This is a genomic window from Brevibacillus sp. HD3.3A (assembly GCF_013284375.2).
In the GTDB taxonomy this organism is placed as follows: domain Bacteria; phylum Bacillota; class Bacilli; order Brevibacillales; family Brevibacillaceae; genus Brevibacillus; species Brevibacillus parabrevis.
In genome coordinates this window covers 674,243-697,262 of record NZ_CP085874.1, presented here as the reverse complement: position 1 = coordinate 697,262, position 23,020 = coordinate 674,243, and the positions used below count along the sequence as shown (strand labels likewise).

General features: G+C 53.3%; 22 protein-coding genes. 6 read left to right on the top strand and 16 right to left on the bottom strand.

The window, feature by feature from the left end; genetic code table 11:
• The first annotated feature begins 2 nt into the window (after nt 1-2).
• Nucleotides 3-1,178 carry an MFS transporter gene (locus tag HP435_RS03725; RefSeq protein WP_173597845.1) on the top strand — a complete coding sequence of 392 codons (1,176 nt, stop codon included), beginning with the start codon at nt 3-5 and terminating at the stop codon, nt 1,176-1,178.
• 80 nt (nt 1,179-1,258) lie between these two features.
• On the opposite strand, the gene HP435_RS03720 is transcribed toward HP435_RS03725, so the two are convergent.
• Genes HP435_RS03720 through HP435_RS03700 form a run of 5 tightly spaced genes read right to left on the bottom strand, consistent with a single transcriptional unit; the run spans nt 1,259 to nt 6,272 of the window.
• On the bottom strand, nt 1,259-2,395 hold the full coding sequence (locus HP435_RS03720) for a M20 family metallopeptidase (RefSeq protein ID WP_173599461.1): 1,137 nt from the start codon (nt 2,393-2,395) through the stop codon (nt 1,259-1,261).
• Between the two features lie 12 nt (nt 2,396-2,407).
• Nucleotides 2,408-3,208, bottom strand: coding sequence for an ABC transporter permease (locus HP435_RS03715; RefSeq protein ID WP_122965551.1), 801 nt, complete (start codon nt 3,206-3,208; stop codon nt 2,408-2,410).
• A complete protein-coding gene (locus HP435_RS03710) occupies nt 3,205-4,047 on the bottom strand; it encodes an ABC transporter permease (protein WP_122965552.1) in 843 nt (280 codons plus the stop codon). The genes HP435_RS03715 and HP435_RS03710 overlap by 4 nt, the downstream gene beginning before the upstream one ends.
• A 3-nt stretch (nt 4,048-4,050) precedes the next feature.
• Nucleotides 4,051-5,145: an ABC transporter ATP-binding protein gene (locus tag HP435_RS03705; protein WP_122965623.1), complete on the bottom strand. Its 1,095-nt coding sequence runs from the start codon at nt 5,143-5,145 to the stop codon at nt 4,051-4,053.
• A gap of 8 nt (nt 5,146-5,153) precedes the next feature.
• The gene (locus tag HP435_RS03700; protein ID WP_122965624.1) at nt 5,154-6,272 is read right to left on the bottom strand and encodes an ABC transporter substrate-binding protein; all 1,119 of its coding nucleotides are present in this window, start codon (nt 6,270-6,272) and stop codon (nt 5,154-5,156) included.
• Nucleotides 6,273-6,462: 190 nt separating this feature from the next.
• Between HP435_RS03700 and HP435_RS03695 the strand changes: the two genes are divergently transcribed.
• Nucleotides 6,463-7,224 carry an IclR family transcriptional regulator gene (locus HP435_RS03695; protein WP_173599460.1) on the top strand — a complete coding sequence of 254 codons (762 nt, stop codon included), beginning with the start codon at nt 6,463-6,465 and terminating at the stop codon, nt 7,222-7,224.
• 115 nt (nt 7,225-7,339) lie between these two features.
• Here the strand turns inward: HP435_RS03695 and HP435_RS03690 are convergent, their stop codons facing one another.
• The 9 genes from HP435_RS03690 to HP435_RS03650 form a co-directional block, all read right to left on the bottom strand.
• A complete protein-coding gene (locus HP435_RS03690) occupies nt 7,340-7,660 on the bottom strand; it encodes an AzlD domain-containing protein (protein WP_229049812.1) in 321 nt (106 codons plus the stop codon).
• Nucleotides 7,650-8,327: an AzlC family ABC transporter permease gene (locus tag HP435_RS03685; protein WP_229049811.1), complete on the bottom strand. Its 678-nt coding sequence runs from the start codon at nt 8,325-8,327 to the stop codon at nt 7,650-7,652. Before HP435_RS03685 ends, HP435_RS03690 begins: the two co-directional genes overlap by 11 nt.
• Nucleotides 8,328-8,379: 52 nt before the next feature.
• Complete coding sequence (locus HP435_RS03680) at nt 8,380-9,840, bottom strand: MocR-like pyridoxine biosynthesis transcription factor PdxR (protein ID WP_173599459.1); 1,461 nt, start codon at nt 9,838-9,840, stop codon at nt 8,380-8,382.
• Nucleotides 9,841-10,019: 179 nt separating this feature from the next.
• Complete coding sequence (locus HP435_RS03675; protein ID WP_063229556.1) at nt 10,020-10,727, bottom strand: ABC transporter ATP-binding protein; 708 nt, start codon at nt 10,725-10,727, stop codon at nt 10,020-10,022.
• Nucleotides 10,728-10,741: 14 nt separating this feature from the next.
• Nucleotides 10,742-11,518 carry an ABC transporter ATP-binding protein gene (locus tag HP435_RS03670; RefSeq protein WP_122965555.1) on the bottom strand — a complete coding sequence of 259 codons (777 nt, stop codon included), beginning with the start codon at nt 11,516-11,518 and terminating at the stop codon, nt 10,742-10,744.
• A 21-nt stretch (nt 11,519-11,539) separates the two neighbouring features.
• Complete coding sequence (locus HP435_RS03665; RefSeq protein ID WP_063229622.1) at nt 11,540-12,823, bottom strand: branched-chain amino acid ABC transporter permease; 1,284 nt, start codon at nt 12,821-12,823, stop codon at nt 11,540-11,542.
• Between the two features lie 9 nt (nt 12,824-12,832).
• Nucleotides 12,833-13,795 carry a branched-chain amino acid ABC transporter permease gene (locus tag HP435_RS03660; RefSeq protein ID WP_167470349.1) on the bottom strand — a complete coding sequence of 321 codons (963 nt, stop codon included), beginning with the start codon at nt 13,793-13,795 and terminating at the stop codon, nt 12,833-12,835.
• A 145-nt stretch (nt 13,796-13,940) separates the two neighbouring features.
• A complete protein-coding gene (locus HP435_RS03655; RefSeq protein WP_173599458.1) occupies nt 13,941-15,191 on the bottom strand; it encodes a branched-chain amino acid ABC transporter substrate-binding protein in 1,251 nt (416 codons plus the stop codon).
• Between the two features lie 319 nt (nt 15,192-15,510).
• A complete protein-coding gene (locus HP435_RS03650; RefSeq protein ID WP_173599457.1) occupies nt 15,511-17,265 on the bottom strand; it encodes an adenine deaminase C-terminal domain-containing protein in 1,755 nt (584 codons plus the stop codon).
• A 192-nt stretch (nt 17,266-17,457) separates the two neighbouring features.
• On the opposite strand from HP435_RS03650, the gene HP435_RS03645 reads away from it, so the two are divergent.
• The 4 genes from HP435_RS03645 to HP435_RS03635 all read left to right on the top strand — a co-directional run bounded on the left by HP435_RS03645 (nt 17,458) and on the right by HP435_RS03635 (nt 19,968).
• The gene (locus tag HP435_RS03645) at nt 17,458-17,997 is read left to right on the top strand and encodes a YgaP family membrane protein (protein ID WP_173599456.1); all 540 of its coding nucleotides are present in this window, start codon (nt 17,458-17,460) and stop codon (nt 17,995-17,997) included.
• Nucleotides 17,998-18,016: 19 nt separating this feature from the next.
• The gene (locus HP435_RS29040) at nt 18,017-18,151 is read left to right on the top strand and encodes an EYxxD motif small membrane protein (RefSeq protein WP_255679199.1); all 135 of its coding nucleotides are present in this window, start codon (nt 18,017-18,019) and stop codon (nt 18,149-18,151) included.
• Nucleotides 18,152-18,274: 123 nt separating this feature from the next.
• A complete protein-coding gene (locus HP435_RS03640; RefSeq protein WP_122965560.1) occupies nt 18,275-18,718 on the top strand; it encodes a MarR family winged helix-turn-helix transcriptional regulator in 444 nt (147 codons plus the stop codon).
• Nucleotides 18,719-18,729: 11 nt separating this feature from the next.
• On the top strand, nt 18,730-19,968 hold the full coding sequence (locus tag HP435_RS03635; protein ID WP_173599455.1) for an MFS transporter: 1,239 nt from the start codon (nt 18,730-18,732) through the stop codon (nt 19,966-19,968).
• A 123-nt stretch (nt 19,969-20,091) separates the two neighbouring features.
• Here the strand turns inward: HP435_RS03635 and purD are convergent, their stop codons facing one another.
• A complete protein-coding gene (gene purD, locus HP435_RS03630) occupies nt 20,092-21,369 on the bottom strand; it encodes a phosphoribosylamine--glycine ligase (protein ID WP_173599454.1) in 1,278 nt (425 codons plus the stop codon).
• 37 nt (nt 21,370-21,406) lie between these two features.
• Nucleotides 21,407-22,957, bottom strand: coding sequence for a bifunctional phosphoribosylaminoimidazolecarboxamide formyltransferase/IMP cyclohydrolase (gene purH, locus HP435_RS03625; RefSeq protein WP_122965563.1), 1,551 nt, complete (start codon nt 22,955-22,957; stop codon nt 21,407-21,409).
• Between the last annotated feature and the right edge of the window lie 63 nt (nt 22,958-23,020).

Genomic DNA, 23,020 nt, shown 5'->3' with positions numbered 1-23,020 from the left:
TTATGTCTGCTGACGCACATTCTTTACGCACGATCTTGAAACAGCCCAAATCGGCCTACGCCGTGGCATTCGCCTGTGTCGTAGCCTTCATGGGGATCGGCCTGGTAGACCCGATTTTGCCTGCGATCGCTGCCAAGCTGCAAGCAACGCCAAGTCAGGTGTCTTTGTTGTTTACGAGTTACATGTTGATGACCGGGGTGACCATGCTCGTCACCGGATGGCTGTCCAGCCGCATCGGTCCGAAACGCACCATGCTGTTTGGTTTGCTCGCTATTATCATCTTTGCTTTTTTGGGCGGCATGGCAAATTCAATCGACGGGATCGTCTGGTTCCGCGCTGGCTGGGGACTGGGAAACGCATTCTTTATTTCGACCGCGCTTGCCGTCATCGTCAGCGTGGCAAGCGGGGGCACAGCTTCTGCGATTGTTTTGTATGAGGCAGCCATCGGACTCGGGATGTCGGTAGGCCCGCTTCTCGGCGGCTTGCTGGGAGGCATTAGCTGGCGCGGGCCGTTTTTTGGCGTTTCGGTGTTGATGGCGATCGCTTTTCTCGCTGTCTTCGTCCTCCTGAACGAAATACCGAAGCCGAAAAAACGCACTTCGCTGCTCGATCCGTTTCGCGCCCTGCGCTACCCTGGACTGTTCACCATGGCAGTAACTGCCTTGCTCTACAACTTCGGATTTTTTACCCTGCTCGCCTATTCGCCGTTTGTGCTGCATATGGATGAGCACAGCTTGGGATTGGTCTTCTTTTTCTGGGGAGTTTTGCTCGCCATTACGTCCGTGATCGTCGCTCCCAAGCTGACCGATCGTTTTGGCTCTGTCCCGACCTTGTACACCATGCTGTTGTTGCTCGCCCTGGATTTGGCTTACATGGGCTTCGCCGTCTCCTCGCAGACCGGGCTGGTCGTCGCGATCGCAGTCGCTGGGGCGATTTTGGGGATCATCAATACCGTTTTGACTACGGTTGTCATGGACGTAGCTCCGGTGGAACGCGCGGTTGCTTCGTCCGCGTACAGCTTCGTCCGCTTTGTAGGCGGCGCCATCGCCCCTTGGCTTGCCGGAAAGCTCGCCGAGTGGTACTCGTCTCAGGTGCCGTTCTACGTCGGAGCCATCGTCGTACTGATCAGCATTGTCGCTCTCTCGGCAGGACGCCGCCATTTGGCAAACGTCCACTAACCAACCAATCAGGCATAACAAAGGCACCTGTACGGCTGCAAAAGGAATGCAGCTGTCAGGTGCCTCTTTTTCTTTTTTATCTATACTTCTTCGATCAGTCGCGCCAGCAGTGTAGCGCGAGTCGATATTTCACCCAGTTCGATCCATTCCTTCGGCGAATGAGCCAATCCACCTTTTGTACCAAGTCCATCCAACGTGGGAACTCCGCAAGCCGCCGCAAAATTGCCGTCGCTGACGCCGCCGGTGCCTGATTCCTCTAGATGCATCCCTAGTTCATTGATACTGATGGATTGGGCCAGCGAAAACAACGCTCCCGTTTCCTCGGTACGCTCCATCGGCGGACGGCGAATGCCGCCTGACACGTGGATGCTCGTACCCGCAAGCATTGGCTCTCGTTCCTGCATGACTTTTTCAATCCGTTGCGCCTCGTCCATGGACACCACCCGGATATCTACCTCTGCCTCGGCGTAATCTGCGACGACATTTGCGCCGATTCCGCCTTTGACGATCCCTACATTGACCGTTGTGCCTTTTTCATAGTCGGTCAGCGAGTGCAGAAATTGCACCTGACGGGCCAGCTCTTCAATCGCCGATACGCCTTTTTGGTGGTCGACGCCAGCGTGAGCCGATTTTCCGTGGATAGCCAACGTGTAGTGCGCACTTCCCTTGCGCCATGTTTTCAGCGCTCCGCCAGGCTCTGTCGGCGGCTCCAGCACAAAGCTCGCAACCGAGCGGGAAGCTTCCTCCTCCACGAGCCAGCGGGAAGTCGGACTGCCGATTTCTTCGTCGCTGTTGAGCAGCAGCACGATTTTTTTGTCTTTTGGCAAGCGATCCAGCTTCACGAGCGCACGCAGCGCAAACATCGCCTGCAACACGCCTGCTTTCATATCGTAGACACCCGGCCCGTACGCTTTGCCATCTTGCATGGAAAACGGCCTGCGCGCTGCTTCTCCTTCCAGCCACACGGTATCGTAGTGACCGATAATGAGAATTTGCTTTTCCCCGTCGCCCAACGTGCAGCGCACCTGATCCCCGTAAGTCGCATTCGGAATCAGTTCCGCCCTGCCGCCTGTCAGCCTTTGAAATTGCAGCGCGAACCAGCCCGCCATCCGGTCGCCCAGCTGCTTGTCGCGGGAAGGCGAGTCCATGTTGACCGCTTCCTCAAGCAGTTGCAAAAAGTGATTCAAATTGTGTTGCAAATAAGTCTGGATTGACATAGTGCCTCTTCCTTAATGAGATTGTGAATTGAGTCCGAACAGGCGCTCTAGTCCGTATACTTTTTCCAGCAATACGATAAAGACCAGACTCAGCAGGATGACGACCGCGGAGATTGAAGCCACCAGCGGATCGAGCGTTTCCTGCATGTAGGTGAAGATCGCAAGCGGAAGCGTGGTCGTATCTGGCGCTACCAAGAACAAGGAAACCGTCACATTGTCAAACGACGTCAGGAACGAGAAAATCATTCCCGACACAATGGCTGGGCGCAGCAAAGGCAGCGTGATGTCCCAAAAGACGCGCAGCGGGTGTGCACCCAGCATGTACCCTGCCTTTTCCAGCGTATAGTCAAATGTACTAAGTCCTGTGAGCACCAGACGCACAACATACGGGATGGAAATCAGGATGTGCGCCAGGAGCAGCCCTGTAAACGTTCCTGCAATACCGATCCGTGTAAAAAACAGCAAAGCGGAAATCCCGATAATCAGCGAAGGCACGGTAAGCGGGGAGAGCATCAGCGCGTTGATGACGCCGCTCCCGCGGAATTTGTACTTGGACAGCGCGAATGCTGCCAAGGTGCCGAGCACGGTCGCCAGAACAGCGGTAACCGTCGCCAGTTTGAGACTCGTCCAGAGCGATTCGACAAACTCCGGCCGATCCAGAATCATCGTGTACCATTGAAAAGAGAAGCCTTCCGGCGGAAACGCCAAGTATCCAGCCGCCGTAAACGAGCTTGGAATGATGACCAGAAACGGCAGATTGACCAGCAGCAGCACGAAGAACGTGATGAGTCCGAACGTATTTATCTTTTTCATGACGCAAACACCTCTTTATACCGCTTCGTTTCGATCAACTTCGTATACAGTGTCACCAGCAAAATCGTGCTGCCCAAAAGCAGGAACGCAAGCGCAGCGCCAAGCGGCCAGTTCAAGGTCGCCATGATCTGCTCGTACGCAATGACCGGCATGACTTTTACCGAAGTTCCGCCCATCAGCGCCGGAGTGACAAACGCGCTCATCGACAAGCTGAAAACCAGAGTCGTTCCCGCGATGATCCCCGGCAAGCAGAGCGGCAAAGTCACCGTAAAGAACGTGCGAATGCGCGAAGCTCCCAAAATCGAAGCTGCCTTGGACAAGGACGGATCGATGGCGTACAGGCTGGTCGCAATCGCCAGCACCATGTAGGCAATAAACGAATCGGTCAGACCGATGACGACGCCAAGCTCGTTGTACAAAAGCCGCAACGGCTGCTCAATCAAGCCGAGCTTCATCAGCATTTCGTTAATCCAGCCCTTCTCTCCCAGCACGACTACCCAACCGAAGTTGCGGATGACCACGCTGATGAGATGCGGAGCCAAAATGAGCATCGTCACGATTCCGCGCATTTTTCCTGTAGCCTGCGCCATGTACATCGCCACCGGAAAGCCCAGCAGCAAGGTGGCGAGCACGGTCCACAGACTGACGCGAATCGTCCGCCAAAGAATTTCCACATAAAACGAATCTTGAACAAACAAGGTGTAGTTTTGCAGCGTGAAAGCCTGGTTTTCATCCTGGAAGCTGAGCATAAGCATGAGCAGCATCGGCAAAATAAACACCCCGAGCAAAACAATCATCGCAGGTGCCGTCAGCAGTGTGATCGAAAGACGCTTGTTCATCCGTCATCCCCTCTCCACGGGCATGACCAGCACGTCTTCCGCATTCCACTGACAGTAAACCGTTTTGCCTGCTTCTTGTTCAGCCGATTTGTCGCTCATCTGAACCTTGACTGACAGTGTATGCGCTCCGGTCGCCACCTCGCACTCCGTGTAGGAGCCGAGGAAAGAAGCGAGCTGGAGATGGCCTTTTACCCGATTCGGCTGTGCCGTATCCGCTGCGTCGGACAGCTTGATCTTCTCTGGCCGGACGAAAATGACCACTTTTTGCTGGAGGGCAAACGCACGCTGCTGCCCTGTCGCCTGCACAAGCAAACCGCCTGTCGTACGCAAGGTCAGCGTGTCGCCGTCGATCGCGATGACCTCGCCTTCCATCCGGTTTGTTTTGCCGATGAACGTATGCACGAACTCGGAAGCCGGCTGGTTGTAGATTTCGAGCGGAGTCCCGATCTGCTCCACAAAGCCGTGATTCAGGACAACAATACGGTCGGAGAGTGCCAGCGCCTCTTCCTGATCGTGCGTAACGAAAATGGTAGTTACGCCAATCTCCTGATGCAGACGCTTCAACTCGTCGCGCAGTTCCTCGCGCAGCTTCGCATCGAGGTTGCTCAACGGCTCGTCCAGCAGCAAAAGCGAAGGCTCAATCACCAGAGCGCGGGCAATCGCAATGCGCTGACGCTGACCGCCAGACAGCTGCTTTGGATAGCGGTCCGCCACATTCGGCAGCTTGACCAGCTCAAGCACGCGTTTCACGCGATCTTGCATCTCTTGCTTGCCTATCTTGCGCAGCTTCAAGCCGTAGGCGATGTTTTCCGCTACGGTCATATGCGGGAACAGCGAGTACGTCTGGAAAACCATCCCCAGCTCGCGTTTGTACGGCGGCACTCCGTTCATCCGCTGACCTTTGATCAGCAAGTCTCCGCCGTCCGGGTCCAAAAATCCGGCGATCATGTTCAAAGTCGTCGTTTTGCCGCAACCGGATGGACCCAAAAACGAGATAAATTCGCCTTGCTCCACCTGAAGGTTGAAATCCTGAACCACGACATTGTTTTGAAATTTTTTCATGATGCCGCGCAGTTCGACGTCAATCACCTTTGTCACTTCCATACCTACTTTCCTGTTTTAGGTGCGATTTCTTTGTTAAAGCGATCCAGCCAAGCGGATGTTTCCTTGCTGATGATGTCATAGTCAAAGTTCACGACTTTTGAACGGTCAAATTCCAGTGTCTTCGCTACATCGTCCGGCAGCTTCACGCTCGTGGCAGGATTGTAGTACAGCTTGGTCGCGTACATCGTTTGCACTTCGTCTGTCAGCAAAAAGTCGACAAATGCTTTTGCTGCTTGCGGGTGCTTCGCTCCTTTGACCAAAGTAGCGATGTTTGGCACGATATTTCCTCCCTCTTCAGGGAAAACAAATTCCAGCGGCACGCCCGCTTCTTTTTGCGTCAGGCTGCGCGCCATCGTCCAGGTGGTATAGGCTGCGCTCTTGTTTTGCAGATTTTGCTGCAATTGCGCCGCGCTCTTGGCAAAAGTAGGCATGTATCCTGCAAGCGTTGCCAATTTCTCGAAGCCCGGCTCGATGCTCTTCTCTGATCCGCCATTCGCGTAGGCCAGCATGATCATCGTGGAGCGTCCGAAGTTGCTCGCCACATCTGTCATCGTGATGTTGCCCTTCACTTCCGGCTTGGTCAGATCGTTCCACGATTTCGGCACAGGCAGCGATTTCTCTTTGACCAGTTCGCTGTTGTACGAAATCCCCATCGGCGTGAAGTTGACGACTACGCCGCTGTCATCTGTCACCTTCAAATCTTGCGGCACGTTTTTCACATTCGGAATCTCAGTGCCCGAGATCGTTTCCCACAAGCCTTCCTGGCGTCCTTTTTCCTGTTCCCCGCCTTCGATGATCGTCAAGTCAATTTGCGGAGCGTTTTTCTGTGCTTTGACTTTCGCTACAATCTCCGTGGAAACTCCGGATACATACGTCAGCTTCACATTCGGATACTTCTCGTTGAACTTTTTGAAAATCTCGTCTTTCATCAGCTTCTCTACAGTAGCTCCGTTCCCCGCTACCACCAGCGTGTCTTCCAGTTGTACTTGTGCTTGTGTACCTCCTGAATTGCCCGTGGTCGGAGCTGGTGTAGCTGTTTGCGGCGTGGAGGAGCCACATCCAGCCAACAAAGAACCAGTCAAAGCAAAAATGGACAGAACAGATAATGCCTTTTTCTTCAAGTTCGTCAACCCCCGATTTACCTTTATTGTTCACGAATAGAGAACGATGTTTGCTATTCGAGAACGATAGTGTTATCCTATCATAAAGATACTGACTATTCAAGGTAGTCATACAAAAACAACCATTATCGCAATTCGCAACCCTACCTGTGGTAAAATAGGGCTAATGCACATAAAGGAGACGTTTTTCATGGACCAAGTATTGTCTTCTGTACGAAACGGCTGCCGACTCTTGAAAATGTTCCTTGATTCTCCCAAAGAGCTTGGCGTGACAGAACTGAGCAAAAAACTGCAACTGTCAAAAGGGGCCGTACACAAGCTGCTATCCACGCTGGAGTCCGAAGGCTTCATTCGCCAAAATGAAAAAACCAAGCAATACACGCTCGGTTATACTTTGCTGGAGCTGGGCACGAAGGTGCTCACCAACCACGATATCGTCGATTTTTCCAAACCGTATTTGACCGGACTCGTCTCCCGGGTCAACGAGCTTGCCGTCCTCTGCGTCCAGGATGCAAAAGACGCCATATACGTAGCGAAGGAAGACTCGCTTCACCCGATCCGCTTTACCGTAGAGTCCTTCCGCCGCTTTCCGCTGTACTCGACATCGGCTGCCCGGGTGTTGCTCGCTTTTCAACCGGAGTCTTTCCAGGACGAAATATTGGCGGAGCATCCGTTGAAAACGTACACTATTCATTCCTACACATCGGTGGCGGACATCAAGGACAATCTGCGCACGATCCGCGAACGCGGCTACGAGATCAGCTCCAATCGCCGCAACGCGGGCGTCACGGGAATTGCTGCGCCGATTTTCGATTCAACTGGCCATGTGACAGCCTCCGTGAGTGTGATTGGCCCGTCTGATCGCGTCTTGCCGAGACAGGAAGAGATTTTGGCAGACACGCTTGCGACTGTGCGCGAGATGTCCGCCCACTTGGGCTATCGCTTGGGTTGACCAACATGACAAACACAAAAAGACCTTTTCCCCACACGATCACACTTTCCGTTGGGGAGAAGGTCTTTGTCTTTTCACATGCGCCCAGCACTCGGCTCGGCATGCCTGAAATGTCCTAAAACGCGAACACTTGCCGCCACAGCGCCACGATAACCACTCCAGCGAGCAACGCCCAAACGATCTGCTTTTTCCAAAGCCCTACCGCCAGCGCCACAGTGCCCGCCACCAAATACTCCGGGCTCCACGCCCCTTTTGGCGCGTGAAACAAGATGGGCGGAATCGTCATGGATGTGAACACACCGACTGGCACCATCGCCAAACCTCGTCCGAGCCAGGCCGGAATCTGCCACCTGGAACTGATCAACAGCATCGGAAATCGCGTCAAATACGTAATGATCGCCATTAAAACGATATACAGCAAAATTTTATCGTTCACCGCTCAACGCCCCCATCACTACGGCCGTCACTGTCCCGGTGATCACGGCAACCGTCGCTCCTCCGAGCCAAAAGCCGAGACAGGCGACAACCGCGGCACAACCAGCCACTTTGAGATGATACGATGAAACCAGATTAACGGCCAGAAACCCGAGAAACGTCGCGATAAAAGCAAAATCCAGCCCCCAGCTTTCCGTCTGGGTAAATACCGTTCCGAAAATGGCTCCCGCCAGCGTGCTGGCATTCCAGATCACGTAATCAGCCGCACTCGCTCCGGCGAAATAAGCAAGGCTCGGTTTTTCCCCGGCGGCCAAATAGGTCGCCTTGAGCGCATACGTCTCGTCGTTGAGCGTCCCGGCCATCAGCGACAGCTTCCATGGCGCTGTCTCGCCGAACTTCGGCCCCAGAGCCAGTCCGTACAACAGGTGACGAGCGTTCAAAAGCAGCGTCGAAACCAGGATCGGCCAACCGACAATCCCCTGGGAAATCAAACCGACAGCCGCAAACTGCGACGAGCCTGCATTGACCAGCAAGGAAAACAGCATCGCTTCCGTCACTCCCAGCCCTGCCTGCCTCGCCAAAATGCCAAACACCATTCCATCCACAATTCCGGCGGCTGCCACCGGAATGATTTGCTTCATTCCTTTTACAAACAACGACTGCGACACCTTGATGTGCTCTCCCTTCTGCGCTTCCCCTCTGTCTGATGCAATTGTTGCTTCAATGTCTCTGCAAATACGGCTCCCACGCCTTTTTCAACAGGCGAATGCCCTCGCCCATCTCTTCCAGGCTCAAACCGCCGAAGCCGAACTGGAAAGCAGGCAGTCCTTTTTGCGCTGGCTCCATCCACTTGTGGGAAGTCGGGTAGACGCGAATCCCTTCCGCAGCCGCGATTTGCGCAAGCTCTATGGCTGTACGTTCACTCGCTACCTCAATCGTCACGGACAGCCCGGCGTCCTGGCCTTTGAGCAAAATGTGCGCCCCAAGCTGCTCCTGCAAAAGTTGAAGCATCGCATCGTGCTTTTTGCGATAAATCGTCCGCATTTTGCGAATGTGCCGCTCCCAGTCGCCATGCTTCATGAACAAGGCCAGCGTCTCCTGATGGATGCGCGAAGCAGACTGGTCAAAATCAATCAGCTCTTTGTGATAAATCTTGAGCAGCTCGTGAGGCAGCACCATGTAGCTAATCCGAATCGATGGCAAAAGCGCCTTGGAAAAAGTCCCGACATAGATCACCCGCCCGTTGGTATCCAGCCCCTGAAGGGAAGGAATCGGTCGGCCGTGATAGCGAAACTCCCCATCGTAGTCATCCTCGATGATGTACCCGTTTGCCTGATTGGCCCAGTGCAGCAGCTTCAAGCGCTTGGCGTACGGCATGACGATTCCGGACGGGTCCTGGTGAGACGGGGTAATATAGACGTACCTGGCCCCGCTTTTGCTGAGCGCCTCCACATCGATCCCGTCGTCCTCCAGCCGAATCGGCCGAACCTCAAAGCCGAGATGGGAAAAAACAGAACGAACGCCGTTATAGCCCGGCTCCTCCATGGCGACAGCCTGTCCCTGCGCACCGAACATGAAGCCGAGCAAACTGATCATAATCTGCGTTCCCGCACCGATTACGATTTGCTCAGGCGTAGCCTGCACGCCGCGCGCTCGCCCCAGATAGCGGGCCAACTCTTCCCGCAAAAGCGGCTCTCCTTGCCTGTCCCCGTAGTAGAGCACGCTCTTGTTCTCTTTTTGCATGCACTGATTCGTGTATTTGCGCCAGCGTTCATACGGAAAATGCTCGGCGTCTACTTTTGCCTGGTGGAAATCATAGCGGACGGGAGCGGGAAGCACCTCGGTTATCCCATGTACGCGCTCCTTTTCTTTGCGAACGGCGTCAACATCTGGATATTGCTTCTTGCCGGGCATCTTCAAGATCGGTCCATCCCAGTCCACATCCACGACAAAAAACCCGCTGCGCTCCCGACTCTCGATATATCCTTCTGCCAAAAGCTGATGGTACGCGCTTTCCACCGTCGTTTTGCTGACGTGCAAAAATCCGCTCAAAGCGCGTACAGACGGCAGCTTCGTCCCGGACGGCAGTCCGCCTCTTTGAATTTCTTCGCGAAAATATCGATAAAGCTGCAAGTACAAAGCTTCTCCGTCCTCAATCAAATGGGGACTGATATCCAGCATGTTCCTCTTTCTCCTCTCCCGCCAACTGACCCGTTCCGCTTTTTTCTATCTGTACATGTTCAGACGGGTTCAATCGGTCTATGCTAATCATATACGAAATTTTGCAAAATTACTTTTTGTTCGCAAAGAAAAGAAAAACCGACGGAGATGTCTCTCCATCGGCTCCTTGCTACGCGAGGCTATGCGAGATAAGCTTCCCTGACCTGCGGATTTGCCAGCAAGGTCTGCGCATCGTCCTTCAAAATGATTTCTCCGGTCTGAATCACATAGCCGCGATGTGCCACCGAAAGGGCCTGGTTCGCGTTTTGCTCCACCAACAAAATCGTCATGCCTTCTTTGTTCAGCTCAGTGACGATGTCAAAAATCTGCTCCACGAGAATCGGCGCCAGTCCCATTGACGGCTCATCGAGCATCAAAATCTTCGGCTTCATCATCAAGCCGCGTGCAATCGCCAGCATTTGCTGCTCGCCGCCGGACATCGTGCCGCCTTTTTGATCAATCCGCTCTTTCAGGCGGGGAAAATAGGCGAAAGCTCGCTCGATGCCTTCCTCAATCACGCTTTTGTCCGCTACTCCGAAAGCGCCCATCTCCAAATTTTCGCGGACTGTCAGCTTGGGAAAAATACGACGTCCTTCCGGTACGTGAGCGATGCCCGCGCTGGCGATATCGTGAGTGCGCATCTGGGTGATATCTTTGCCATTGAAAATCACTTTGCCTTCCTTGGCGCGGGTCTGTCCGCAGATCGTCTTCAAGGTAGTTGATTTTCCCGCCCCGTTGGAGCCGATCAAAGTGACTACCTCGCCCTCGTTGACGGTAATGCTCAATCCCTTCAATGCGTGGATACCGCCGTAATAGGTATGAACGTTATTCAGCTCTAACAATGCCATTGTGTTTCCTCCTTCTACGACACTTCCGACGCGCTTTTTCCGAGATAGGCTTCAATTACATTCGGGTTGTTGCGGATTTGTTCCGGCGTTCCTTCGGCGATTTTGCGGCCGTAGTCCAGCACGTGAATGTACTCGCTCAGTCCCATGACCAGCTTCATGTCGTGCTCGATCAGGATAATCGTCAGGTCAAGCTCCCGTTTCAGCTTGCGAATAAAGTCGGTCATTTCCACCGTCTCGCGCGGGTTCATGCCCGCAGCAGGTTCATCGAGCAAAATGATTTCCGGGTTGGTCGCCATCGCTCTGGCAATTTCCAGGCGCCGTTGCAAACCGTACGGCAAGCTGCCCGCCGCTTCGTTGGCGATATGCGCGATCCCGACATATTCCAGGAGCTGGTACGCTTCCACACGCGCCTTTTCCTCTTCGACGCGCACGCGCTTCGTGTTGAACAAAATGCCGAGCAATCCGGCAGACAAGCGGCTGTGAACGCCTACCATCACGTTTTCCAGCGCCGTCATTTCCTTGAACAGACGGATGTTTTGAAAAGTCCTTGTGATGCCGCGGCTCGCAATCTGGTCGGGACGCAACCCTTTGATGCTTTTGCCGTTCAACAGGATTTCGCCTTCATCCGGCTCGTAAAATCCAGTGATCATGTTGAAGAAAGTCGTCTTTCCGGCCCCATTCGGCCCAATTACTGCTGTAATGCTGCCTTTTTCTATGGAAATCGAGACGTCCTGGTTCGCCACCAGTCCGCCAAAACGTTTGGTCAAATTTTTCGCTTCCAACAATGCCATGCCCTTTTCCCTCCTCGTCCGCTATGACTGCTTGCCAGAAGCCAATTGGGACAGCTTGCCGAGAATCCCCAGCTTTTCTTTGCCGTAATCGCTCGCTTTGATCGCATCGAGATCGTTCTTTTTCCGCTTGGCCGGAATCAGTCCATTCGGACGATACAAGGCTGCGAGAATCAGCATGATCCCGAAAATAAGGCGTTGGAACTTGGACGGGTCGAGCTGGTTCGGCAGGTTGATGATTCCCGACTGCTGCAAGCTGTGCAAGAAGTTGGAGAACTCTTTCAAGAGCTGCACTTGCAAAATGGTGACGAAAGCAGCTCCGAGCACGACGCCAGGGATGCTTCCGCTGCCGCCGAGAATGACCATCACCAAAATCCCGATCGATTCCATCAGCGTAAACGAAGTCGGATCGATGAACGTCTGCTTGGCTGCAAAAATGACGCCTACCACCCCTGCGAAGGAAGCCCCTGTCGCAAAAGCCGCCAGCTTCGTATTCAACAGCGAGATCCCCATGGACTGCGCAGCCAGTTCATCCTCGCGAACAGCGATCCAGGCGCGGCCGAGACGGGAATGCTCGAAACGAATATTCGCCAGGACAATGAAAGCGATCACGAACAACACGATAAAGTAAAAGAAAAACGGTGTCCCCATCTTGATGCCGAACAGCTCCGGCGACGGAATCGGGGTAATCCCTTGTGGTCCGTTCGTAATGTTGATCGGTTTGTCCAGGTTATTAAAAATAATCCGAATAATCTCACCAAACCCGAGCGTAACGATGGCCAAATAGTCGCCTTTTACACGGAGTACGGGTAGCCCGAGCAATACCCCGAAGACGGCGGCGACGATCAATCCGACGATGAGGAACGGCCAGAACCATTCACCCGACAGCGGAAACAGGTTGCCTGCGATAAATTCGTTTGCCTGCGAGGTCGAGAAGATCGCGTATGCGTACGCACCGGCAGCAAAGAAGGCGACGTATCCCAAGTCGAGCAATCCTGCGAAGCCTACTACGATGTTCAAGCCGAGCGCCATCGCCACGTAAATGCCCACCTGCGAGGCCACTTCCATGTAGTAGCGGTTTTCCCCTGCGACCAGCGGAATGACAATCAACAGCACAGCTGCCCCGATGACCATTTTGATCGCTTTCGACGTGTTCGTGTAATAGATGAGCACAATCGAAGAGAGAATGCCGAGAAACGCGATGACTGATTTGTCCATGAAATGCAAAGCAGCCGCGAAGCCTGCGATCCAAACCAACGTGAGCGCGAGCGGTATTCCTTTGAACGTTTTCCATGTCAGATTTGCCATTGGTTTCACCTACACTTTCTCTTTCACAGCTTCGCCAAACAGCCCTTCAGGCTTGAAGAGAAGCACGAGGATTAGAATACTGAATGCAAACACGTCTTTGTACTCGGCACCGAATGCGCCGTTGGTCAACGGTCCCATGAACGCTCCCGACAGCGACTCCAGCAGTCCGAGCAGCACTCCGCCAACCATCGCGCCGCGCAAATTGCCGATTCCGCCGAGAACGGCTGCCGTAAATGCTTTCAATCCGAGAATGAATCCGATATAAGGGTCGATCGTCCCGTAGTTTTGGGCGAACAGCACGCCTGTCGCTCCACCGAGACTGGAACCGATCAAAAACGTCAGCATGATTACTTTGTCTACATTTATGGTCATCAGCGAAGCCGTACTCTGATCCTGCGCTACGGCACGCATGGCGATTCCCCACTTTGTCTTGTTAATGAACAGCGTCAGACTTATCATCATTACGATCGCGAGCACAATTACAATCAAGCCTTTGGTAGGAATCGTGGCAATGCTGCCTAAAGAAATCGAACCAGTAAAAAGAGTTGGACTGTTCAGATAAAATTCATTGCGAGCCAGCGCTTCGGTAAAACGAACAAGGTCTTGCAGCAAAAACGATACGCCGATAGCAGAAATCAGCGGTACGAGACGCGGTGCCCCACGCAGCGGCCGATAAGCCACTCTCTCGATCCCCACTCCAAGCGCCCCCGTTAACACCATGGCGATGATCAGTGTCAAGAATAGTGCGACAAAAGGATTCATGCCTTCCAGCGCCCCCAAGGAATCAGAGATCAGCAATACCTCTGTCCCGACAAACGCCCCCACCATAAAGATTTCTCCATGAGCAAAGTTGATAAATTCCAAAATCCCGTAAACCATTGTGTAGCCCAAGGCTACGACTGCATACATGAATCCAAGTGTTAATCCGTCAACCAACACCTGAGGCAAAATGTTGAGCATCATGCTTCCCATCCCTCACTTCTCAATAAACTTGTAGAAATTTTCTGCATTCATTCACATGGCTGGACGTGAGTTTCCGTAGAAAAGGGCGAACACCAACGTGCCGCCCCTTTACCGGTATGAGGCATGAAAGAGTGTACGGTGATGTTGGCTGCGATTACTCGGCCTTGCCTACAAAAGTTGACTTGTCCTTGTCATACTTGTAAATGAATACATCTGCGTTTGTGTTGTCACCTTTTTCATCAAAGGTAACTTTTGTGAATTGCCCCTGAAAATCTTTTGTTTTGTGAACTGCTTCGAGGACTTGCTCGCGTGTTGGTTTTTTGCCACCGTTCGCTTTGATTGCTTCCATGACGCCGTTAAGGATGACGTTCATGGAATCGAAACCGTAGACGGAGTAGGTTTCTAGAGGTTTGTTCGTGGTTTTCTTGTACTCTTCAGCCCACTTCTTGCCCTCTTCGGTTTGCGTCACGTCACCTGCTACTGACGTGAACACAACGCCTTCGACAGCATCGCCGGCTATTTTAATCATATCAGAAGAGTCCAAGCCGTCGCCACCCATAAAATATCCCTTGTATCCTTTTTCCCGGGCTTGTTTGACCAGGATTCCGCCTTCCGGATAAAGCCCGCCGAAAAAGATGATGTCAGGGTTCTTTGCCGATACCTGATTCAGTACGGCGCTGTAATCTTTTTCGCCTTGCGTGATGCCTTCATACCCGAGAAGCTGCACGCCGTCCTTTTCGAACTGCAACTTCACCTGGTCGCTCAAGCCTTGGCCGTATGCGGTCTTATCATGAATAATAAAAGCTGTTTTCACGCCGAGCGTATTTTTCGCATACATGGCCGCTTTCGGTCCCTGGGCGTCATCGCGAGCACAAATCCGGTGTACGGTTTTCTTCCCTTCCTCGGTCAGCTTCACGGCTGTGTTGGCAGGGGAGACCATGACCAGCTTGCCTTCCTCGTACTTCACGGATGAAGGAATCGCCACACCGGAGTTCAGGTGTCCGACTACCCCGTACACATCAGGATTGGAGATCAGCATTTCCGCATTGGATACCCCGATTTTCGGGTCCGCCTGGTCATCCTGCGGGAAGAGCTGGATGTCGAAGCCGAGCTTTTTAAATTCTTCCTTGCGTTGATTCAGTGCGTATTCCGCACCTGTCTTGATCGCGTCTCCGAGAGAGGACTGGTTCCCGGAGAGGGGGGTTTGTGTTGCGATCTTGATGACACCACCGTCTGTTGCTGCGCCACCGCCGCTGCCAGACGTGCTTGACTGATTTTGCGCTGGCTGACCACCTCCGCCCGTGTTGCTTCCCCCTGATGAGTTGCTGGTTCCTGCGCAACCTGTGAGTGCCACACTCGTCGCCAATACCGCAGATAAAATACTGATGTGAGAGAGTTTTTTCATGCGGAATTGAATCCCCCTTTAATTATTTTTTATTTTTGTCCTCGCCAGTCGATCTACCCTAGCTACCAGGTTGCGACTATGTAAGCTTGTTTTCTGATGGAACAGAAGATAGATGTGGCTTGGCTATTATTTATTGTAAAATAAATCTGAAAATTTACAAGAGGAAAAATATATTTTCCAAGCATATACCAGATGCTTACATACTCAGCATTTCATTGCGATCAATTGAAATCAAACAGTTATATCTTTACTTTCACACAATAAAGCTTTAATGTTATCCATTACATTTGCGGATGAAAGGAAAACAAAAACTCCCTCTTTAGAGAGGGAGTGCCGGAACGACGATTTGTCCTGTTTTTACATCTGCGATCCCTTCCGCGGTGAGCCTTGCGTAGGGCAGGTGGGTAGCCGTAAAAAACAGCAGCGAGTAGATCGGATCAAGATGAACATGCCCTTTGGCGCGCAGTCTGGCCGTCAAATTCTCGGCCATGGAAATCACTTCGCTCATCGGGGCCGGAGAAAATTTCCCGCCAAGCGGCAGCGGGCATTCGCAGGCAATCTGCCCATCCTCGATCAAAACGACTCCCCCGCCGATTTCCCTGACTCGTTCAAGCGCAGCCGCCATCGCCTGCGGATCGCGGCCAATGACAAGCCAGTCGCCAGAAGCCGTATACGAGCTTGCCAGCCCGTGCAAATGCTCACCGTAACCGCGCAGCACGGCAGCCGTGCGCTTTTTGCCTGCCGGATCGATGCTGACGATCACAGCGAGCTGCGGGTCATGCGCCAGTGAAATGCAGCCTTGCTCGTCTACAGGCAAAGTTTCCAGCGTCATCCGCGTAATGACTGCGTTGACCATGTTCAGTACCGGAGCTTTTCCTTCCGCGTCAGGCCGCAGGCAAAACCAGTCCGCTCGTGCTCGCTCTGCCAACGGATCGGCTGCTTCAAACGAGTAGTCGGCCCAGCGTGGCTCGACTGTCGGGACAAGCAGCCTGCCGCTCTCTGCCGCCTGTTCGCCGTTGCAAAAGACAGCGAGCGGCGCAGGATCGTCTTTGGCGGCGAGAAGGACCATGTCCGCGATCCGTCCAGGCGCAATTCCGCCCAGTTCAGCGTCCAGACCGTAGTAGACAGCCGGATTCAACGTCGCCATGACATATGCCTCCTCGGGCGGCATGCCAGCTTCTATCGCTACGCGAAGCGTGTAGTCCATGAAGCCGTTTCGATGCATCGGAGGCGTACAGCCATCTGATGTAAGCATCATTCGCGAAGACCACGGCAGACCGAGCGCAAGCCAGCCTTTTACCAGCTCTGGCAAGTCAGGCCGAATCGAGGAGTGGCGGAGTGTCGCGTACATCCCTAAACGCAGCCGCGCGAGCAAATCTTCGGCGGTAATCCCTTCGTGGCAAGCGGTGATGCCTGCTGCGCTGGCGATGTTCAGCGTTTCCCAGGATGCTCCCGGATGATGCCCCTCCATTCTTTTGCCCAAATCGCGCGTATGCTTCAAGCCAAACAGCAAGGTGTCGTCCTCTTGGAGCACGCCGCCCCAGTTCGTCAGTTCTCCCCCTTGCACGACCAGCGGATGCTCCAGCATGCGCCGCAGGCCGTCTTTTGTGAATTGCGGATGTTCTTTGCCCGTTTGCGGATCGAGTCTGCCCCAGAAATATTGCTTCACCGGATGCGCGGCGAGCGATTCCATCAGCGCAGAAATTTGCTCCGACGGCAAATTCATCAGCATCAGCGTATCGGACACAAGTGTCGTCGTGCCCCGATCCAGGGCGAAGTCTGCCAGCGTAAACGGGTTGTACCATTGAAAAGGATGCGCGTGCGGCTCGATATAGCCGGGAACCAAATACTTTCCGCTCGCGTCGATGATCTCGGTATGTTCATCAACGAACGGCTCCTTTTCTCCTACATAAGCGATTCGCTCTCCCGCCACAACGACGTGATGCTCGTGCCATTCCTTTGTATACACGTTCAGTACGCTGGCTCCCTTGATCCACAAGCTTGCCGGAGCCTGCCTTTTGCTTACACGAATCAGATTCAGGTACGCTTCTTCCGATAAAGCGCGAACTCGCATGCCACTTCTCTCCTCTCGGTGTCCAATCATGAAAATAGACTGAATAGTCGTTCACTTCATTCTTTACTGCTTCGCCACTTGCGAATGCTTCCCCTGCTTCGCCCAGCACATCGTCCTAACAATTTCCACGGGTTGCCTGGACGGATTTATCACAGACTACCTCGTAGAAGATGCAACAGGAGGCGAAAGCAAATGCAAAAGAACGTTGGTACTACAGATGCGATCATTCGTATGACAGGCGGTCTGTTGGGCTTGGCCTACGGCATTGGAAAAATGAGTCGTCGTCCGCACAATGCCCCCTGGCTGCTGATGGCCTTTTCTGCGATGAAGGTAGCGGAAGGCGCGACCCGTTTCTGCCCGATGTACAAAGCGCTTGGCATCAATACGATCAAAGCGAACGGCATGTCCGGGATGATGGATCAAATGAAGCAAAAAGGGATACAAACCGTCATGAATCAAGTCACAGGCGCAATCAGCGGTGCTTCCTCCCACTCTTCCCAAGAGCAGAAGCATGAAAAGGCGTCCGCTTCGGCAAACTCGCAGACGCATACGGACAAGCCGCAAGCTGCCAGCACGCAATCGGCAAAAGCGGAGAGCAAAGCACAAGACGACGCGCCAAAAGGCGAGCTGACTCCCGAAGACCAATTGATGGAACAAGCAGCCCGCGAGTTCATCTCGTACCGTTCCCAGGAAAAGGACGACAGCAGCACACGTTACCCTACTTACTCGTAGAAAAGAGGAGACGCTGTCCATGATCGTCGGAACGCCACTCTATGAATGGATGTCACACAATTTCTTTGTCATGGCCATGATTCTTGGTGTCATCGGCGTTGTCGGCTATTACGCCTTTTACAGCTCCCGAAGAAAAGGGCGCTACCGCCAATAATCAAAAGTGATTTTCCACAGATGCGACCGCCTTGAGGGAAAGGCGGTTTTTCCATTTACAAAATTAGTTGCTAGGCATATAATTGTCAAAGCAAGTATTTTGGTGCAAAGGAATGACCTTGTCATGATCGATCATTGGCAAAATGAACCGCTTGGATTTTTGATCGGCAACACGTACCGCCGCATGATTCACTACGTCTCGCTGTTCTTGCGTGAATTTGATTTGACGACGGAGCAATTTGCCGTCTTGTACCGCCTGCGGGAAGAGGACGGGATCAACCAGAAAGAGCTTGCCCTGCGCTCGGCAAAAGACCAGCCCACGATGACGCGGATTCTCGACAACCTGGTGAAAAAAGGCTGGATTGAAAAAAAACTGAGCGACCAGGATCGCCGTGCCTATATCGTAACACTCACCGCAAACGGCCGGGAGTGGATTGAAAAGGCGATTCCGACAGAGGCCAAAGCCGTCGCGGACATTTTTGCAGGCTTGCCACCGGAGAAACTGGCTTTTTTGCGGGAAATTCTGCTTGAAATCAACGAGAACATAGACCGCCATACAACCGAATAGGAGTGAAACCGTTGGGAGAGAGTAGAGAGAAACTGTGGACGAAGGATTTCGTCCTTTTAACTGTGTGCAACTTGTTGTTATTTCTTACGATCCAAATGCAGACGCCTACGTTCCCTGCGTACGTCAAACAGACGTATCAGGCAAACGATTTTGTCGTCAGTCTCGTCATCAGCCTGTTTTCTTTGGCTGCCGTCGTGGCGCGCGTGTTCACAGGCGAAGCGCTCCGAACGAAAAACAGCAAAGTGATTGCCGTTATGGCCCTGTGCACTGTCGGCATCTTCAGTGCGGGATACTTCTGGGCTGGGAACATCGCCCTGTTTTTGCTGTTGCGCGTTTTCGTCGGGATCGGCTTCGGCATGGGCAGCACGACGTTTCCAACCATCGTGACCAATGTCATTCCCATCCGCAAGCTCGGGGAAGGAATGGGCTATTTCGGCCTGTCCACGAGCCTGGCAATGGCGCTCGGTCCAGTGATCGGGCTTGGCATTCTCCAATCATTCGGATTCGGCTATATGCTTTTCGCCCTTGTCGTGCTGGTGGCTGCCATCTTCCCTTTGATGCACATGATTCGCGCGTACAACCTTCGCCCGGCTGCAACAACCACATCTCCATCAGCATCAGCCGTTAACAGTGCCCCGATCAAAGGGGTTGGCCGCTTTTTCGACAAAAAGCTGCTCTTGCCTGTGAGTCTGAATTTTTGTTTGTCGATTACGTACGGAGGCATCTTGAGCTTTTTGGCGCTGTACGGAAAAGAAACCCACATCGCAAACGTCGGCTGGTTTTTCCTCGCCAACGCATTCGCCATGGTACTCATTCGTCCTTTTTCCGGCAAGCTGTACGATCGCAAAGGTCACGTCGCCGTTCTGCCGCCTGGCGCGATTTTTGTAGGCATCAGCCTGCTGATCTTGTCCGTCACGACGAGCGAAGCGCTGCTTTTGACTTCGGCCTTTTTCTACGGCTTGGGGTACGGCATGATTCAACCGTCTATTCAAGCGTGGATGGTCAGAGTCGTCACGCCAGAACAGCGCGGCATGGCAAACGGACTGTTTTTCAACTCGATCGACCTCGGCATCGCGGCAGGCTCCATGCTGCTCGGCGTGCTCGCTACCCATTCCAGCTACTCCGTCATGTACCGCTGGTCTGCCGTCTGCATGCTGTTGTTCCTCTTCGTCTATGTCGTGTCGCAAGTTATGGCAGCCAAAGCAAAAGCGAAGAATGCACCTCTGGCTGGGGAGCAGATCGGGCTGTAACCAAGCGGTGATGAGAGCAGTCGTGCAACTCTTTTAAAAAAATGTCGCGGCATTTTTTACAACAAAAAGGCAGCCTTCGTTCGTACCTCAGCGACGAACGAGACTGCCTTTTTCTTTTCCCTGTTAGTTCTTCTGTTGATATTTCATCGCTTTCGCTGCAATGTCGGTGCGATACTGTGCCCCTTCAAACGAAATCGACTGCACGGCTGCATAAGCTGCCTCACGCGCTTTTTCAAGGTTGGCTCCGGTGCCTACTACGCCAAGCACACGGCCGCCGCTTGTCACGATGCCTTCCTCGGTTTGCTTCGTTCCGGCATGAAAAACGGTTACTGCCTCTTTCGTTTGCGCAAGTCCGTCGATCCGCTTTCCTTTCGGGTATTCCCCAGGATAGCCAGGAGCCGCCATCACCACGCATACGGCGCTGCCCTCTTTCCAGGTGACATCCACCGCATCCAGCTCTCCGTTCACGGTCGCCACAAAAATATCGAGCAAATCCGTTTCCAAGAGCGGCAAGATCACTTGCGTCTCGGGATCGCCAAAACGGGCGTTGAACTCAACCACTTTTGGTCCTTGCTCGGTAATCATCAGTCCGGTGTAGAGGATGCCTTTGAACGGGATTCCGTCTTTGGCCATGCCTGCTGCCATCGGCTCGACGATAGTCTTCACAATCGTCTCGACCAGCTCTGGCGACATTTGCGGCACAGGAGCGTAAGTGCCCATGCCGCCTGTATTCGGGCCGCGATCGTCGTTGAAAATGCGTTTGTGGTCCTGCGAGGTGATCATTGGCTTCACGGTTTCGCCGTCGACAAAAGAGAGCAGAGACAGCTCTTCCCCGAACATGCACTCCTCGATGACGACACGCGCTCCCGCTTCTCCAAAGACGCTTTCCTGCATGATTTGCCGCAGCGCTTCTTCCGCTTCCTCGATAGTCTCGGCCACTACGACGCCTTTGCCTGCGGCCAGACCGTCTGCTTTTACCACGATTGGCGCGCCTTGCTGACGCACGTAGGCGCTCGCTGACTCGTAATCGAGGAACGACTCGTAAGCAGAAGTCGGGATGTTATAGCGCTTCATCAAGCTTTTGGCAAACGATTTGCTGCCTTCGATCATCGCCGCCTTACTGTTCGGCCCGAAAATAGGCAGGTTGCGTTCCTCGAAGAAATCGACGATCCCGCCCAAAAGCGGATCTTCCGGGCCTACCACAGTCAGATCGATTCCCTCGTCTTTGGCAAACTGGGCCAGAGCGGCAAAATCGTTGACGCCAATCGGGACGTTTTGCGCAATCTCAGCCGTTCCTCCGTTGCCGGGAGCGCAGTATACTTTCTGTACTTTGGAGCTTTGCAAAAGCTTCCAGATAATGGCGTGCTCGCGGCCGCCGCCGCCTACTACCAATACTTTCATATGGATATCCTCCTGTTACTGAAGGGATCTGTACAGATTAGTGCTTGAAGTGGCGCGTGCCAGTGAACACCATGGCGATTCCTGCGCGGTTGCAAGCGTCGATGGACTCCTGATCGCGAATCGAGCCGCCTGGCTGAATGATCGCCGTAATGCCTGCGGCAGCAGCTGCTTCTACAGTGTCTCCCATCGGGAAAAACGCATCGGAAGCCAAAACGGAGCCTTTTGCCAGCTCGCCCGCTTGCTCGATGGCGATTTTCGCAGCGCCGACACGGTTCATTTGACCTGCGCCGACGCCGATCGTCATGTTGTCTTTTGCCAGCAAAATAGCGTTGGACTTCACGTGCTTGACAACCTTCCAGGCGAATTGCAGCTGGGCCATTTCTTCCGCTGTCGGTTGACGGTCGGTTACAACCTGGATTTCACTTTCTTCCAGCTGTTTGTAATCGAAGTCCTGAATCAATGCGCCGCCCGCTACCGGAGCCACGCGGAACAGATTGTCCGCTTTTTTCGCAGACTCATTCAATGCCGGGATGCGCAAGAGACGCAAGTTCTTTTTCTCGGCGAGAACCGCTTTCGCTTCTTCCGTAAAATCAGGAGCAATGATAATCTCCAGGAAAATTTCTTTCATCGCCAAGGCCGTATCTTTGTCAATCGCCTGGTTCGCCGCTACGATACCGCCGAAAATGGAGACAGGATCAGCCTCGTACGCCTTTTGGTACGCTTGGCGAATATCTGCGCCGATGCCCACGCCACAAGGGTTGGAATGCTTGATCGCCACAACTGCCGGCTGGGTAAATTCACGCACAATCGCCAGCGCCGCGTCCGCATCGTTGATGTTGTTGTAGGAAAGCTCTTTGCCTTGCAGTTGCTCTGCGTAGCCGATGCTCAGCTGGCTGGACAGCGGTTCGCGGTAAAAAGCAGCGCGCTGGTGCGGATTTTCGCCGTAGCGCAAGTCTTGCGCTTTTTCGTACGTCACCGTGTAGCTCTCCGGCAGCAGCTCGCCTACTTGCTCGCTCAAATAGCGGGAGATCAGGGCATCGTAGGCAGCTGTGTGACGGAATACTTTCGCAGCCAGACGACGGCGCGTTTCCAGCGTAGTATCGCCGTTTGCCTCGATTTCCTCGGCTACCTTTTCATAATCGGCGGAATCGACCACGACGCTCACGAACGCATGGTTTTTCGCCGCAGAACGCAGCATCGTCGGCCCACCAATATCAATATTCTCAATCGCATCTTCGTATGTCACGTCCGGTTTGGCAATCGTTTCCTTGAATGGATACAAGTTTACCACAACCAGATCGATCGTTTCGATGTTCAGGTCTTTCAGTTGCTTTTGATGTGCCTCGTTGTCACGCACAGCCAAGAGGCCGCTGTGGATATTCGGATGCAGCGTTTTGACGCGTCCGTCCAAAATCTCGGGAAATCCGGTTACTTCGGAAATGCCAATGACGGGAACACCCTCTGCTTTCAAGAGAGAAGCCGTACCTCCGGTGGAAATGATCTCTACTCCGGCAGCTGCCAAACGACGGGCAAACGGAATCAATCCTGTCTTGTCAGAAACGCTGATCAACGCTTTTTTCACACTCACGGATAGAACCTCCTGACTATTAGTAAGAAAACATGGCTAAAAGCTTTTTTGCAATACTAAAAC

Coding starts and splice junctions, on each gene's coding strand:
- HP435_RS03725 (WP_173597845.1), top strand. CDS start 3: ATGTCTGCTGACGCACATTCTTTACGCACGATCTTGAAACAGCCCAAA.
- HP435_RS03720 (WP_173599461.1), bottom strand. CDS start 2,395: ATGTCAATCCAGACTTATTTGCAACACAATTTGAATCACTTTTTGCAA.
- HP435_RS03715 (WP_122965551.1), bottom strand. CDS start 3,208: ATGAAAAAGATAAATACGTTCGGACTCATCACGTTCTTCGTGCTGCTG.
- HP435_RS03710 (WP_122965552.1), bottom strand. CDS start 4,047: ATGAACAAGCGTCTTTCGATCACACTGCTGACGGCACCTGCGATGATT.
- HP435_RS03695 (WP_173599460.1), top strand. CDS start 6,463: ATGGACCAAGTATTGTCTTCTGTACGAAACGGCTGCCGACTCTTGAAA.
- HP435_RS03680 (WP_173599459.1), bottom strand. CDS start 9,840: ATGCTGGATATCAGTCCCCATTTGATTGAGGACGGAGAAGCTTTGTAC.
- HP435_RS03675 (WP_063229556.1), bottom strand. CDS start 10,727: ATGGCATTGTTAGAGCTGAATAACGTTCATACCTATTACGGCGGTATC.
- HP435_RS03670 (WP_122965555.1), bottom strand. CDS start 11,518: ATGGCATTGTTGGAAGCGAAAAATTTGACCAAACGTTTTGGCGGACTG.
- HP435_RS03665 (WP_063229622.1), bottom strand. CDS start 12,823: ATGGCAAATCTGACATGGAAAACGTTCAAAGGAATACCGCTCGCGCTC.
- HP435_RS03660 (WP_167470349.1), bottom strand. CDS start 13,795: ATGGGAAGCATGATGCTCAACATTTTGCCTCAGGTGTTGGTTGACGGA.
- HP435_RS03655 (WP_173599458.1), bottom strand. CDS start 15,191: ATGAAAAAACTCTCTCACATCAGTATTTTATCTGCGGTATTGGCGACG.
- HP435_RS03650 (WP_173599457.1), bottom strand. CDS start 17,265: ATGCGAGTTCGCGCTTTATCGGAAGAAGCGTACCTGAATCTGATTCGT.
- HP435_RS03645 (WP_173599456.1), top strand. CDS start 17,458: ATGCAAAAGAACGTTGGTACTACAGATGCGATCATTCGTATGACAGGC.
- HP435_RS29040 (WP_255679199.1), top strand. CDS start 18,017: ATGATCGTCGGAACGCCACTCTATGAATGGATGTCACACAATTTCTTT.
- HP435_RS03640 (WP_122965560.1), top strand. CDS start 18,275: ATGATCGATCATTGGCAAAATGAACCGCTTGGATTTTTGATCGGCAAC.
- purD (WP_173599454.1), bottom strand. CDS start 21,369: ATGAAAGTATTGGTAGTAGGCGGCGGCGGCCGCGAGCACGCCATTATC.